Annotated in this window: 13 protein-coding genes; 2 read left to right on the forward strand and 11 right to left on the reverse strand. The window is 45.6% G+C overall.

All coding sequences use genetic code 11. The annotated features are described in order from the left end of the window. Positions 1 to 45: 45 nt before the first annotated feature. The 3 genes from AC1XUF_RS08815 to AC1XUF_RS08825 all read right to left on the reverse strand — a co-directional run bounded on the left by AC1XUF_RS08815 (position 46) and on the right by AC1XUF_RS08825 (position 3,079). Complete coding sequence (locus AC1XUF_RS08815) at positions 46 to 1,461, reverse strand: BamA/TamA family outer membrane protein (protein WP_483341341.1); 1,416 nt, start codon at positions 1,459 to 1,461, stop codon at positions 46 to 48. Between the two features lie 85 nt (positions 1,462 to 1,546). Further along, the gene (locus tag AC1XUF_RS08820) at positions 1,547 to 2,179 is read right to left on the reverse strand and encodes a hypothetical protein (protein WP_483341343.1); all 633 of its coding nucleotides are present in this window, start codon (positions 2,177 to 2,179) and stop codon (positions 1,547 to 1,549) included. 537 nt (positions 2,180 to 2,716) lie between these two features. Next, entirely contained in the window at positions 2,717 to 3,079 is a 363-nt protein-coding gene (locus AC1XUF_RS08825; protein WP_483341345.1) for a hypothetical protein, read from the reverse strand. A gap of 203 nt (positions 3,080 to 3,282) precedes the next feature. Between AC1XUF_RS08825 and AC1XUF_RS08830 the strand changes: the two genes are divergently transcribed. Then, positions 3,283 to 3,507 (forward strand): transposase, encoded by a 225-nt coding sequence (locus tag AC1XUF_RS08830; RefSeq protein WP_483341347.1) that lies wholly within the window; start codon positions 3,283 to 3,285, stop codon positions 3,505 to 3,507. Next, the gene (locus AC1XUF_RS08835; protein WP_483341349.1) at positions 3,485 to 4,072 is read left to right on the forward strand and encodes a transposase; all 588 of its coding nucleotides are present in this window, start codon (positions 3,485 to 3,487) and stop codon (positions 4,070 to 4,072) included. The genes AC1XUF_RS08830 and AC1XUF_RS08835 overlap by 23 nt, the downstream gene beginning before the upstream one ends. Before the next feature lie 95 nt (positions 4,073 to 4,167). On the opposite strand, the gene AC1XUF_RS08840 is transcribed toward AC1XUF_RS08835, so the two are convergent. From AC1XUF_RS08840 to AC1XUF_RS08875, 8 genes are all read right to left on the reverse strand, one after another. Continuing rightward, a complete protein-coding gene (locus AC1XUF_RS08840) occupies positions 4,168 to 4,530 on the reverse strand; it encodes a hypothetical protein (RefSeq protein WP_483341351.1) in 363 nt (120 codons plus the stop codon). Then, entirely contained in the window at positions 4,520 to 5,575 is a 1,056-nt protein-coding gene (locus tag AC1XUF_RS08845) for an RHS repeat-associated core domain-containing protein (RefSeq protein WP_483342016.1), read from the reverse strand. The genes AC1XUF_RS08840 and AC1XUF_RS08845 overlap by 11 nt, the downstream gene beginning before the upstream one ends. Positions 5,576 to 5,882: 307 nt before the next feature. Continuing rightward, complete coding sequence (locus tag AC1XUF_RS08850; RefSeq protein ID WP_483341353.1) at positions 5,883 to 6,269, reverse strand: RHS repeat domain-containing protein; 387 nt, start codon at positions 6,267 to 6,269, stop codon at positions 5,883 to 5,885. A gap of 30 nt (positions 6,270 to 6,299) precedes the next feature. Then, complete coding sequence (locus AC1XUF_RS08855) at positions 6,300 to 6,722, reverse strand: hypothetical protein (RefSeq protein WP_483341355.1); 423 nt, start codon at positions 6,720 to 6,722, stop codon at positions 6,300 to 6,302. A gap of 8 nt (positions 6,723 to 6,730) precedes the next feature. Further along, entirely contained in the window at positions 6,731 to 7,558 is an 828-nt protein-coding gene (locus tag AC1XUF_RS08860) for an RHS repeat-associated core domain-containing protein (RefSeq protein ID WP_483342017.1), read from the reverse strand. Positions 7,559 to 7,657: 99 nt separating this feature from the next. After that, a complete protein-coding gene (locus tag AC1XUF_RS08865; RefSeq protein ID WP_483341357.1) occupies positions 7,658 to 8,056 on the reverse strand; it encodes a hypothetical protein in 399 nt (132 codons plus the stop codon). Positions 8,057 to 8,061: 5 nt separating this feature from the next. Beyond that, positions 8,062 to 11,310, reverse strand: coding sequence for an RHS repeat domain-containing protein (locus AC1XUF_RS08870; RefSeq protein WP_483341359.1), 3,249 nt, complete (start codon positions 11,308 to 11,310; stop codon positions 8,062 to 8,064). A 22-nt stretch (positions 11,311 to 11,332) separates the two neighbouring features. Beyond that, positions 11,333 to 15,073 carry a T9SS type A sorting domain-containing protein gene (locus AC1XUF_RS08875; protein WP_483341361.1) on the reverse strand — a complete coding sequence of 1,247 codons (3,741 nt, stop codon included), beginning with the start codon at positions 15,071 to 15,073 and terminating at the stop codon, positions 11,333 to 11,335. Between the last annotated feature and the right edge of the window lie 185 nt (positions 15,074 to 15,258).

The raw sequence follows: 15,258 nt of genomic DNA on the forward strand, positions 1-15,258 counted from the left end.
AGGACATATTTGCAATTTAGCCATATTTCCGAGGTTAGAAAATCGCTAAAATTCTCTCGCCACATTGAAAAAGAACCTCCGTTCCCCTTTTCCGTTGACTGTAAAATTGAAACGCGTAACGATATTGTAAAAAGTAACCACGTCAAGGCCAGCCCCGGCGCCATAAAGCATTGAGTTGCCAAGCTTGGTGTTACTGAACTCCGGATAACTGTTTTTGACGTACCCGGCATCTGCGAAAGAATTGATATAAACCGCTAGCGGGAGCGTATTAAATTGCCTCAGCGGGATGAACGAAAGGTGTTTTTGAACAGAAAAAAGGCGGTATTTCAATTCATTTTTAATAAGTCCGTAATCCTGTCCGTCAACCACATATAACTCATAACCCCGGACCAGGTCGTTACGGTAACCCAGGCCGATCGTCTGCAGATATGGTTGTTTTTTAGGGAAGGAAACACGCCCTTTTAAGCCAGTGTTGAAAAACCATTTTTTGCCCAGAGCGAAATATTTGCGATAGGAACCATATAAATAAAGGGTATTTACATGGTCTGTCGGCAGGAGCCCCGACTTGGAAATCTGGAGGCCCAGCGTTTGCCCAAGCAATGCATATTGTACATTGTCCCTTCTGTCGTAACTGAACGTGTAGGTCAGCTGGAAATATTTCTGTTCCTTCCGTGCATGCAGCAGATAGTTGGGATTGAGCAACGCGATTGTGTCCGAGATTTGTGTATAGCTCCACCGCAGGTCTACGGAGTGGAAAGTGTAAAACTTGTTACGTCGTGTGAAGCTCACGTAGGTGGTAAACCTCTTTCTGTTGATATCCTCACTGTTAAAATATTGCAGCTTGTCCCGCCAGGTGCGGAATGCGGTTGTTTTATTAATAGAATAGGATGTTCCGATGGTCATACCTGTTTTCTTGGCCTTGTCAATATAGGGGAGTGAATAAGCAAGTTCGAATTTGGGTATAAACCCGAATTCTGCGAGAAATCGCAGTTTGTCAGCCCTGCCGCTTACATTTCCGTAACTCAGGTAAACGCCGTAAGTAGTCCGTGAAAGGTCCCGTTTGCGTTCGTACCACCACTCGTTGAAATTCCGGTCGGCCAGCTGGAATACAGGTAATGAGATAAAATACCACCTTTCTTTTACAACGATGCGGATATCCGTGTGCACTGAGTCGGCTGCTGCCTGAGGAAGCAGCTCCACCGTTATGAAAAGGTTGGTATTGACCACTTTTCGCCGGTCGATTTCAAGTTTTTCTTTCAGGGCTTCGGCTGTGAGGGTATCACCAGGCTTGATGTCGATTTCCCTGAGGATAATGCCTGAGCGGGTTTTATGATTGCCTTCTACCCTGATCTCGCCGATAAGGACACGGTTGCTGGAATCCGGTACAACCGTTTGAGAATAAGCAGATCCGGCAGTGGTTAAAAAAAACAGCAGAAAGTAAATTCCTTTATAACACTTCATTCGTCACACCCGGGTTTCCTCATCGAAACGATTTTTTTCTCGGAATATGGTGAAAATTTGTCAAAGATCGCCGAGAGGCAGGTGTTTACTTTTTTACAATGGTCTGCAGGCTGCCCGCTAAGTTCACTTTTTCCGGATACACCGGCCCTGAACCAGCATTGCGGCCGGTCATGATGAAACTTAGATTCAAATCGATGCGTATGTTGATCGTATCCTTATCAAACTCTTTGATATTGATGAAGCTCAGTTTACTCCTGTCGAGCTTGTAGCTATCTTTCGCAACATCGCAATTCTCGGTACCGAACCTGATGATATCAGATTCGGACTGCTCATCCTTGGAGTAGGCATTGAGAACAAAAGCGTCGAGTTTCAGTGGAAGCAGGAAGTGCAAAATTTCCCGCGTGCATATTTGCTGATCATAGGATCTGCTGAATGCATTGATGTCGATTTCAAATTGCCGGGTTTTAACGGCGGTGTCCGCAGGATATATTTCCTGACATGCTATTGAAAAATAGGGCGTATGGTTCCATGGATGACCATTGTAACTGATATTCAGTTTTCCTCCCTGGATTTCCGGAGTGTAAGTCGTAATCTGACTCCCGTCGGGATTTTTAGGATACTCGCCATTATAGGAATTGGAATCGAAGATTACATCTTCATCTTTTTTGCAGGCGATAGTAAGAAGCAGGAAAAGGCAGTGAATAATTTTTGTTTTCATTTTGATTCATTGTTAATGTGTGATGGAGATTTAATGTATCGATGGCGGTTGCAATAGTGAATTTATGAATGACTTGAAAGTAGTGGGTTTGATCTCCACCACTCTCAAGTATCATCGAAATAAATTAATTGCAAAGTTCAAGCAGACTTGACAGATTACTCATTTCAGCTTTGGATAGTACATATATTTTTTGGTTGTATATAAGATGTTTTTTATCCCAGTTAAAGTAATATTTAGAGCTTGGAGAATTGCTCAACGCAATGGAGGCTCTTATGCTATAGTCGTCCAACCTGACCGGCTGCTGTTTCAAAATCGAGGACAAAATGCGAACAATCTTTGCAATACTATCTTTGTTTGAGATCGCTTTTTCTACCAGAAATGGGGTGTTCTTACTGTTTTTCTGATCAAATGACTTTTCATAGGTGGGCACTGTCGTCGTTGTGCGAAAGCCCCAGCATTTTGTGTAAATCACTTTTGGTTGATTATTTCTGAGATTAGAGAGACTCAAAAAACATATTAAAAGAAGCATTATAATTTTCATGGATTCATTCTTGGTTTAAATTTTGGAGTAACCCTATTGGCAGGAATGATGGAAGAAACACCAGTAGTTTTATAGGTGTCTCCGCGGTGATTAGGACGGGCAATCTCTCCTAAATATTTCCTTTGGTATGCTGCTTCTTTCTTTGTCACGAAATACTCCTCATTATTCATGTATCCTGGAATTCCTGTTCCTCCTGCTGTCCAACTATTGCGCTTTTTCATCCAATCCCCTGCACTGTTTTTTTGATCGGCAGTTATAGCTTTATTGAAAACGCTGGCTTCTTCAAATCTTAGATTGGCGTGGATTAATTCGTGGTATAAGCCTGACAGAGGGCTATGCAGGTTATTGTTTTCGTCCACCTAACCCATATTGGAAGCATAATTAATTCCGCTACCGTATTTCCCATTATTTCCCTTGAATGGATTACCGTTTCCATTTAAAAGATACTGTTGTGAGCTCTCCGCTCCGTTCGGATCAACAATGATATCAAGCCTAAGAGCTTGTTGGGAAATTGAAATTATCGGGGATCGTATCAACTTTGTTGTGACCAAACTTCAAAGATGTGAACAAACAGTTTTTAGAACTGACCGACCCCCAATGGGAGGCAATTTCGCCCTTTTTTAATCGCCCGGCGACCCGGTTAAAACGAAGAAGAAAATTAGACCTGCGAGAAGTTATGAATGCTTTACTTTTCATAGTTCGCACGGGTTGCCAGTGGCGAAATTTGCCGCCTAAATGGCCTAATTGGCAAGCAATTTATTATTATGGCTCCGGCCACCCGGTTTGATAAGTGGAAAACAAACGGTCTGCTAGAAAAAATAAATCTGGCACTTAATAAGCTAGATCGGAAATTGCAAGGACGAGAAGAGTGGCCTTCAATATTATGCGTTGACAGCCAGAGCGTTAAACTCTCCCCTATGATTTTTGAAAATCGTGGAGTTGATGCGAATAAAAGAGTGAATGGCCGGAAACGACAACTATTGGTTGATAGTGGCGGTCGATTATGGTTCGCCCATGCACATGCCGCTAACGTGGGAGACGGCCCGGCCGGGCTTTTCTTGGCAGCGGATATTTTATGTTTCGATGAACGACTTAAAAAAATCTATGGAGACCAGGCATATAATGGAGTTTTTGCTGATACAATGAAGGAATTCGGGATTGACTTTGAAAAGGCTTCACGGCCTGAATCCATCAAAGGATTTGTGCCTGTCGCAAAGCGTTGGGTAGTCGAAAGAACTATCGCGTGGACAAACTATTTCCGAAGACTTGTCAAAGATTATGAATATACCACATCATCTTCGGTAGCTTGGCTGTATTTGGCAAACACTCAGTTAATGTTGCAAAGGATCTAATAATAGGCCAAACTTAATTCCCCAACACATTCTGAGCAAACCAGGCTCCGCTTAGGGAGCCCGGTTTTTTTGTTCAAAATTCTACCATTGCATTATTACTCTTTAAATGATTGAAGCGATATATCAACAGTGTCTGCTTTGATACTTCGACGACCTCTATTTAAAATTAGCCTGACTGTTGAGTCATTTGGGGTGAGATATCCATCAAGGCGATTTTTGTCTTGAATATTTTTAAGTATTTTCTGATTTCCTTTCTTATCAGTATAGGTAATCTGAACAAAATCTCGTGATATAGATGATTGAATGAATGTAATATCAAGAGCTGTGTCGTTGAAATAAATTTTAGCAAGAGGCTTTCTGTCACCACTGAGCCATGGATAGTTTATTAAAAACACTGCCAAGACGATCAAGAGCAAACATGATAAAAGTGCGACTACTGACAATTTTTTACCTTTCATGATTGTGCCTGTTAAAGTAATTAAATCCACTTTTAATAAATCGCTGATCTCTCGGGTCGTCGCCATAGGGAGGTAAGGGCACTGCCGATGGCATGCTAACACCGACGCCGGGCACGGTTGTCCATCTGTAGTTTTGCCATTCAGGCATTGATGTGCCCGCTCTGATCTGCGCCAAACCTGCCTGCTCTAATAAAAGCCTTTCGTTAAATCCCGCTGCCCTGCCAATTACCCCGTAATGATGATTACCTATATCCTGAGCCTCCATTTTGTTGCCCTCAAACACAAATTTGGTATTATCTCCAAGGACATTTACAAGGCCAAAAATTGTGTTCGTACGATTTTTGTAATCCCATTCTGCGCCATTTTTCACCTTATTATAATATTCTATCAAACCCATCCCTTCGGCCACCGAAGAATTTTTCTCTAAGATATTGGAGTAGATTTTTTCGATATTAATTTCACCTCCTAGTTCACCTATTTTTTCGCCGTAAGCAGAAGTATTGGTCTGTTTGTCATAGTCTTTTTTATAGTCCCTAAATGATTTAGCTCCTTCATGAAGATAAACACTTTGGTCGCCATCGTTGTAGTTCCCCAGAACGGTTCCTTCTTCATTTACGTGTACTGAGAGCATTCCATCAGGATCAATAAATCTGATCGGGTTGTTATTCCCGTAGGTATAGGGACTCCATCGCCTATTATTCTCCGCAAGCGGATCGCTCGTACCCCATCTCCCAATCTCCGGCATATACATCCTCGCCCCATAATCCAGATATCCGCTCCCGACCTGCAATTCCTTCTCATTATACAAAAAACGGTTAATGCCATTCCGCTCAGCCAACGTTTTCCCGTCTTTCCGAATGGCAAGCCCAAAGGGATAATACTCCGTATTCTGAATGACTTCCCCTTTCTCATTAAATACGATGCGGACATTGCCCAGATGGTCTTTAAGATAATATTCAAAGCGCAGCGAGTCCGGCGTAATGATTACCTGGCCTTCCGAAGTTGCTCCGCGCTTCAGGACATTGTTGCCGTCGTATTGAAAGATACCGGCATACTTCGCAGTAAATGCGTCGGTTGCATTGACATATTTGTGTTTGTGGCCCGTAGCGTCGTAGTCATAAGTGAAGGCCGGATTTGCGGTTTAGCTAGTTGTGGCACTTTTACAGGCAAAATCCCAGTTACAGAAGTCTTACCTGCTCAGACTTTACAAGAGTAAACGAGGCCGGAGCTGCCGCTGATTGTACCGTATCCCAAACTCTTTTGTACCAAGGTTCATCCAAAGCACCTGTTTGATAAACCCTAATAAGAGGATTGTTTTGAGCATAATTGTATGGTGAAAGCCACTCCCGCTTTTATGCCAGCGGATCAACAACGCCCCAACGTCCAATTTCGGGCATATACATCTTCGCTCCATAATTCGGAAGACCAGTCCCCACCTGCAATTCTTTTTCATTGTAAAGATAGCGATTAACGGAATTTCTAGCTGCCGGAGTGGTTACGGGATTATTTCTGTCAATGCTTAATCCGAATGGATAATAATCCGTCTGCTGCTCAATCGGTCCCAATAGGTCGAAAACAACCCTCACATTCCCCAAATGGTCACTCAGATAATACTCAAACTTCGCGGACCCATTTTTGAGCTTTGCCTGGCCTTCAGTCAATGCTACCAGGTAGGGAGCAGAACAGGGTCCGGAACGGAGCCTGTTCTGCTTATAATTATCAACCAGTTTAGTTTCCAATAGAAGAGGGTTGTTTACTACCCATCGAGATTAATCATCGTAAGTGACCTTTACATCACTTCCCGTATTCGCATTCCTTTTCCTCTCGGCTTTGGTAGCAAGCATAATGTAATAAACGCCCTTGCCTGGCGGAACATCTTCGTAGCTAATTCTTTTAAAATTAAATTTATTTGTGCCGTTATTCTCTGATCGAAAACTACCGTCGCCGGAAAGCAGCGTCACTTTACCCTTTTCACCGAAAACGAGATACCCGGTAAACCCATCGTTGATTCCCGAGTATCTAGCCGACACTTGGGAAGACTTCCCTGAAATTTCATTGTAGTAAAAGGTGGAAACGCCACACTCGTCCACTCGCTTAATTACTGTGCCCTCATACTCATAGGTGACTTCTATATGCGTGTCGCAGCATGAAGAGCAAAGCACCACTGCCATTAAAATGAGCCAATTTTTCATATCCTTCATCATCTTCTTTTGCGAATAAATTCTTTACCAATATCTATTGATCGTTGGGAGAGTTTGTCTTCTCCATATTTTCCAATCAAATATGCCGTCCCCAAACCCAATGCAGGGCTGATCCTGGTTAATAAGCTAACTCCGGCAGTCAAGGCGAGGGTTAATGGTTTGTTATTTCCAGTCAGGTTATAGGCACCAAAACCAAATTGAACTATGGGCTCCATCCCTGACGATTGTGCTACCGCCCCGGCTGCGAAATTCCCCGCATCCCTTGGCGATGCGTATCTGCCATATAACAACGATCCATTAGAAACATGTGCTTTAATATCCCAATCTCCACCAGTGCCAGCCCTATTGAAATAATCAATCACAAAGGGATCAGAATTGATTATTCCCTGAACTCTGTCGGTCAGGGCGGTGGAACCAAAATCAATCTTGATTCGACCAGCTGCTACTATACCATAATCATTGTAGAGACTTTGATCTGCAAAGCTTAGGGCGTGCAAACTCTTTCCCATTTTTTTGCCATCAGCATCTGTATTAGTCTTACTATACCCACTTTTTACAGCTTTTTCGGCTTCATCCTTGTTTCCATCATGTTTATACACCCCTAAATCTCCATCGTCATAGACAGCCACCACTTTGCCATCTTCATCAGTATGTGTTGAGGGACTCAGACCTAAGGGATCAATAAATAGTATTGGATTATTGAAAGCATACACGTAGGGAGACCATTCTTTTCCTTTCTCCGCCAGCGGATCAACAGTACCCCACCTCCCAACCTCGGGCATATACATCCTCGCCCCATAATCCAGAAAGCTACTACAGACCTTTATGGTTGTTCAACATACTGCTTAAAGCACGATAAAGCTCTTATTAATAAGTACTTTATCGTGCGTCCGTGGCCGAAGACATTCAATTTCTATTTACTATTATTATTTTGAGGTAGCTAAAATTTCATCATGGTTCAGCCACATATTTGAAATTCGACTCTCTGATGGATCCCAGTTGTTACGTCCAATCAAATAACTATCTGCAACGATATAATATATTCCTTCATTAGAAGTCAGTTCAAACACATTTGAATCAGGATGCTTTGTGAATTTTAATAGCTTATCTGGAAATCCATCTTCTATTTGTTTAAGCTGTAAGTTGATAATTGAACAAGGGATGTCAATGTATGCAACGCTATCAAATTCGATGTCTATATTGAATCCATAGACCTCGTCATAGCCTTCTACATCTTCGTATTTTTGCTCACTTCTTAATAGTAGTCCTCTGTGACTAATCGTGTAAGCCCAAATTCTAAATTGCCTATTTTTAAATTCAGTCATAATGGTTAGAATGGTTTCGTTACTACTTGATAAACTCCGTTAACTAACTTGTAGAAAGTTGTTCTCTCCAAAGCACCGGGGGTATGGTAAATAGTATATAGTTCCCAATTTGTAATGTTGCCGTAAGTCACAAAATCGGTGGGTTTGAATCTCGAATATTGGTATTTTGAAAAGTCGGTTAAGTTAAAATGTAAAGCATTATCAGTATTAATGATTTCGGCCAAAATTTTTTCTCTCTGCCATCCATTTGAAAAGTTCCGGTAGGTGTCAAACCGGAAACGGGAAGCAAAATCAAATAGGTGTTTATCGATACCCAGCGCAAGGTTCCTTCCGGGACTTCGTGACCCGGACACTCCATCAAGAACCAACCCAGCCATCCCCAGCACAACCTGCGTCCTATCCTTCTTAACCGCCCCCTGACTAATATCAGTAACCGGCCCGAGAAAAGGTACCCATTCAGCCCTACTTTTCAGCTCATCCGCGCCGCTTTGTATAGCGCCGACCGTTTCATTAAACCTCTCTTGTCGGTTCGCATAAGTGGCTGCTTCTTCCTGTGATTCCGGTCTTTTAAAAAGCCCGAGAAAATCAAAAATACGTTGCAGTATGCCTTTTTGCGGGTCATCGGCTAACCTTCCATCCGGATCAGTGAACCTGAGCGGATTATTATATCCGTAAACATAGGGAGAAAATCTGCGGGATAAATCTGCCAGCGGATCAACAGTACCCCAACGCCCAACCTCCGGCATATACATCCTCGCCCCATAATCCAGAAAGCCACTACCCACCTGCAACTCCTTCTCATTATACAGAAAACGGTTAACATTGTTGCGCTCGGCTACGGTTTTTCCGTCTTCCGGAATAGCCAGACCGAAAGGATAATAGTCTGTCCTCTGCACAAATTCACCTTTTTCGTTGAATACAATGCGGACATTACCCAGATGGTCTTTGAGATAGTATTCAAAGCGTAGCGAGTCCGGCGTAACGATTACCTGGCCTTCCGAAGTTGCGCCGCGCTTCAAGGCATTGTTGCCGTCGTATTGAAAGATACCGGCATACTTCGCAGTAAATGCGTCGGTTGCATTGACATATTTGTGTTTCTGGCCCGTAGCGTCGTAGTCATAAGTGAAGGCCGGATTTGCGCCGATTGTGACGGTTTTAGGCAAATTCAGATAATTGTAGGTGAGCGTGGCCTCGCGGTTGCCGTCGTTGGTCATGTTTCCGTTGGCGTCATACGAGTAGCTGTTGGGTCCGTTTTTTACGCCCGAACTATTGCCCGAAGCATCGATAACACCCGAAAGCCTGTTGCCGGTGTAAGAATAGGTCAGGTTGTCCACAGCGGCTCCTGCACGGTTCAGCGTCATCAGGTTACCGTTTTTATCATAAGTAATCCCGCTCTCGACATTTGTATTGCCGAAAAGGCCCAGTGAGCCCGATAACCGGCCTGCGCCGTCATAGCTGAATTTCAAACCTGCCGTGAATGAAGCTTCATTTACATTCCGCCACAAAAGCGAATCCACGCTGCCGTTGCTGTAATTCGCATTGTTACGATAGCTGGTATGAAGCGCGTAAAACGTCTGCTGAGGCGTGGCATCTGATTGTTTGTAAACGGTTTTGGCGTCAGTTTCCCAGCCTCTGAGGTTGTAGGTAAAGTCTGTCCGGCGGCGGAATTTAGTCCCGTCTTTGGAGTGGAACCATTTGCTTTGTAGTTGCCCGAGCGTATTGTAACGTTGCGCAAGCGTGTACACTTCTTTGGTTTTGTTGCCTGCCGTAACCTTCTCTTTGATACTCAAAAGCCTGTCTGCGTGGTCGTAAGAATAAGTTGCCAAATGCATGTTGGTAACTGCTGCGGAAAGGATCTGCTCGGTCTTCTGCTCCTCAACTACCGGTGCGAGGTCAAATCTGTACTTGGTCGATACCCGCTCGAGGGCAGTGGCGCCCAGGTCGTACAATTCCCGGACTGTCTGCACAACCCGATATTCATAGTCGTAGTAAGTGACCGAAGTGAGAAAACCTCCCGCCCCGCCGCTGCCAGGCAGCATTCTTGTCCGCCCGCCTGTTTGAAAACCTTTGACACTGAGATTACTGGCTGGATAATAAGTGCCGGTATATGAAAGGCCTGCCGCCTTCGAAAAAGCATAATCATCATAAAATGTGATCGTTAAAATGTCGGTTTCGGAAGCTGTTTTGGGTGCGGTGTTGTTCAATGTGTAACCTGCGATAACTGCATTATTCCTGCTTTCGTGGTGTTGCACGGCCGCATTCACATTCGTGGCCCAGGTAGCCCGGCTGTCATTAGACGCGATTTCGCCGGTCACGACAGGTCGGTTTAATGCGTCGTATTTGGTAAACCCCCAGACGCCCCGCGCAAGCTGATTGGCGTCCCTTGACAGCGCCGGCCGGTCAAACTGGTCGTAGACGATCTCAACCGCGCCTGCATCCGGAAGCTGCTTCTTTACCACCCGGTTCCGGGAATCGTACTCGTACAGAAATGCGAAACTGAAGAAGTTGGCGTCTTCCTGGAATTTAGGTTGCAGTACACCCCTTAACAATCCCAAATTGTCGTAGACATAGTAAGTGTAGCCGCTACCCGGGTCGTACCTGCACACCAGTTGTCCGGCTTTGTCCATGTACTGGTTACTGACAATTCCCTGTTCGTCGGTAAGCTGAATCCTCGTCAGCACCGCCGGGTTGTAGCTGCCGTTTTGAGAAATTGTATTGTTGGCCGGATTGTAATCGTACCTTTTAACTTCATTCGCAGCATTCGTGAAATACTGGACGGACGAGTTTGCACTTCTGTTGCCTGGCGCGCGTTGGCCGGTTGACCCGTTGAGCGACTCCTCGAAAAAGCTTTCGGTAAATGGCCTGTCGAGATCATTCGCGCCCAGCTTTTGTAGTCCTGCCGTGTTTGCGGCGTACCAGGCATTCACACTGGTAGTCGCGCTGGGCTGAAAGGCACCGTTGCCGGCTGAGGCATAAGGCAGGAAATCCTTTGACTTTCGGCCCAGATTGTCGTATTCGCCGGGCTGAATCCAATCATCGCCAGCGGGACTTTGCTTCACACCAATATGCTGGACAGGCCTTCCCAGCCCATCAAAATATGCAACGTCCGTCGTAACCTGGCTGACATCGTTTTCATTCGCCCCAGCCTGTTTATAAGTTTTTGAAATGATGTAATTCTGTGAATTGGTTTGCTGTGCGTTGGCAGTTTCAAATGATGCGAATAGCAGCAGCAGGAGATAGTGTATATTTTTCATTTTAATTGGATCAAAGTGTATGTTACTGTTTTACAATCCGGTGCGTAGTCAGGCTGCCGTCGGTATACCTGATCTCGACCATCAACAAGCCGGCTTCCAGCTTCCTGGTATCGACGCGGGTAGTCGGGCCCGACTGATGTACCAGTTTTCCAGCGGTGTTAAAAATCCGGATTTGGGCTATCTGGCCCGGATCGGAGATTTGAATGTTCAGTTCATTCGCGATGGCAACCGGGTTGGGGTACAGAACTGCCTGGTCATTTGTATCGAAAAGCACGCTTCTGATCCTGCTGTAAGTAAATGTGCTGTCGCGGTCGAGCATTTTTAGCCGGTAAAGGTTTTCGTGCGGCAACGGATCCGAGTCGGTGAAAGAATAGGTTTGATCTTTATCGCTTTCTCCCTGTGCGGCTACAGACCCAATCCCGGCCCAATGTTTGCCATCGCTGCTCCGCTCGATTTCGAACCGGTCGCTGTTCGTTTCGAAAGTGGTTGTCCAGGTAAGTTGTGCCGTGTTCTCCATTTTCATTGCTTCAAAATCAACCAATGTAACCGGCAATGCAACTGCCTCTGTGATCAGCGCTAGTGCGGAGGCGGCGATACTTCCGGTGGGCGCGAGCGTCGCACAGTCCACAGGCTGGCCGGCATAATTGTAGCAGTAAGTGGCCCTCGCACTGCCCGCCCCGAAACCGTTTGCATTGTTGACGCTCTTTAATCGGCCAAAGTCGTCATACAGATAGTGAATAGTTTTTCCATTTACATCCGTAACGGTGTTAATTCCAAGAATGGAAGCATACGTGTAGCTGGTCATTTGCACCAGCGGATTGGCAACCGTTATCGCATTCCTGATCTGCTCCAGCGCTAACGGAACCGTTAATTCATCTAATTCTGCATTGTCCAGTATGTCTTGCATATCGACACTATTAATCGTCGCAAAATCACTGCCGGTAATTTTGGCCATCAGAAAGTGTGAATTGTATCCCCACAGGTAGTTTTCCTTTACATCATTCGGCTTCTGCTGTTCGAGTAAAGTACCTTTTGAGTCATATTTTGAAAACATTTGCCTGGTTTCGATCGGATTTGCACCGTTTTGCACTTTGATTTCCTGCGGTACATAAATGTTGGCAGATGGGGAGAAATAGGTGGTCTGTACCAGGCTCGTCTGCGTCCCGCCGACCGTCGTTTTTGCCTCGATTACCGGCGCAATAATGTGCTTGTTTTTCATTGCGAGACTAATTGCATCAGCCGGATAGTCCGGTGGATATTTGTACGAAACCGCATTGCTTTGCCCTTTGCTGTCGGTGAATGTTTCGGAGGTAACCAGTCGGTTTGTTTCATTATATGTCTTCGTGGTGGAGTTGATCACATTCCCGCCTGGCTCGTACCCGGTTACAGTTTTGGTTTTCAGATAAGGATAGTAAGTGTAAATGAGCGTGGCGGTGTATCGGAGAGAAGGATAATTCGCCGTGAAGATCGGATTGGGCATCATTTTGATCCGGCGCACATGGGTATTGAACCGGGCCGCATCATCATTATAGCCGTAAACCGTGCTCTTTTTTAGGGCATTCAAACCCGTAAAGGACTCCTCGGAAAACTGCTGGCCGCGTTCGGCTTCCATACTGTTCATTTCGTCCTCTTTCCAGAATTCTCCCACATTCGCATTGTCGCATACCATATTTTCGGCGGGCTTGTCGTGGTAGCCGTTGTCATAGTTTTTGTATTTAAAAATCCTGTAGCTGCCGTCGGCGTCGACTTCCGTCACTTCTGAATAACTGATATGGCTGCCCTTGTTTCCAGGCGCATTCAGAGGGTCAGTGCTGTATTGGATGTAAGTCATATTCCCCTGGAAATTGGGTTCACCGGGAGTCCCCTGGTACTTTGCCGGTGCCTGCACGGCCCCGGTGAAATAAGCGAAATGAACGGGTTCGTAGCTCAGAACGCCACTGGATAATGCGCCGCCGGTCGCGTAGCCTAATTTATAGAAGTACTTTTTCTCGGTGGCTTTGTGATTAGGGGCGTCAAAGTGACTGATCTTCTTGATACGTAACCCTCCTGTATATACTGCACCGGCGGCATTCTCCTGAACCGACGCGGGCCAGTATTTCGCAATGCGCCCGTATTCATGATTCTCGTACTCATATTCGGTGTAGCCTCCCGTGGGATAGGTCACCTTTTGAAGAACCTCCGCTTTGGTGAAGTTGGCGTCCGGTTTGCGGGAATCCAGGTAATTCTGGCGGGTGGCGGCATTGGTAAACAGGTTGTAATAATAAACCGGATCGGCAGAATTGATATACGGGTTTTTGTTATTGTAAAAGCCGTAGTCGTCGGTTTTGAAGGAAAGGTAATCAGGCAAAGCAAGCGGATTGTATTCAAAACTGTAAGTCGGCACATTCTGTGGCGCATCCGATTTGCCCCGTAATTTGACCGACAGTAGTTTCAGACGCGTGGTTTGCGAATTCGTATAAGCAAAATCGACCTTTTTCATGCGGGAGCCGATCGCGTTACTGACCACGAAATTGTCGAGCTTGTTCGGGAACCGGCCGGCAACGCTGGCGTCGCGGATTTCCGGGTATTTGGTAAAATGGAACTGACTGTGCAAATCGCCCGGCACGGCATTACAGTTGGGCAGAGGCGGGTTCACTACATTAAATGTGTATCCCAATTGCTGGCTGGCCACGCTCCAGTTGAACTTGACCTTACTGATCGGCGTCACAATTTCGTCCAGGTAGCAGGGATGATAGAGGGTACTTTTAATGATCTTACCTTTTGGCGAGTTATCATTGTCGGCGAATTTCTGGGGCTGAATGATCCGGTCGCTGATATAGGCCTCGCTGGTAATGTAGAATTTGTCTCTTTTGTAATTCAGGCTGATTTGATATCCGTGCGGCGATTCGATTGCAGTGAGGTACCAGCTGGTAGGTACCGTATTCTGATCTTTTAAATCAAAATCGTTGTAGGTCATTCCTGGCCGCGTGAATTCGATCGATTCATCAGTCCCGCCGAATGTGTACCTGATCCCCTGGCTGTCGGTCAATGTGAATTTGTAAATAAAATTGCGCTGCTTAACCATGTTGGTGTAAGCCACATTCGTAGCCAGGCACGACAGCGGAAGCTGCGCCTCGGCGGGCATCGTAAACTCCTTGTAAGTAATAGCCGGATCTTTTTCGACCAGAATATCTTCGCCCTGCTCGGTTTTGATCCGGAATACGTCGGTATGGTCCATGTAAAACTTACCTGTCCGGCCGCCGAAACTGTACATATATTCGTCATACCTGCCTTCCGCATTGACAAACACGGTCTGGCTTTTCAAATGGTTCTGCATGGTCGCAGCTGTAGACCAGCTGGCATTATTGGTCGGGTTGAAATTCACAGGCACCAACACATTGTCCGGAAAATTAGAAGGCGTGGTCCCCTGCGAAATGCGCGTGATCATGCCACCGGTGTTCAGTACCCAGCCATTACCGGTGCTTCCGGGAAACGCATCCGGCTTTGTACCAATTGCCTGGTGATACCTGAGGTCGAGAGGGATAGAGAGCTCCTTGTACACCACTTCGTACAAGGGAATGTGGATATCGGGCGTACCCGTAAAATAACTGACCGGCGTATTCCCGAAGGTGCCGATACCGGAAGCTGCGGGCGAAGTAGTAAGCTGGCTTCGGTCAAAGTACCTGTTTGATTCGAGTTTCTGCTGGGCGATCGCCTGCGCCGAGAGGAGGGATAGGGTTCCTAAAATCAACGATTTAGGATTATGCCAATTTGGTCTGAGCATAAGAACACATTCGTTAAATGAGAAATTGATTGATGATTTCCCATTTAGACTCCCTGTGATCGGCACGGTAACGACTTTTTAAGCGGCACTTTTCCTTCGGTCAGAAAAACAGGATTACTGGTGGTTCTCAAAAATTTTTCCCGCCTGATAGCCCTTTAATCTGCATCCTAAGTATCCTGTATAAA

It is taken from the genome of Dyadobacter sp. HNCC25DJ185, assembly GCF_056895195.1.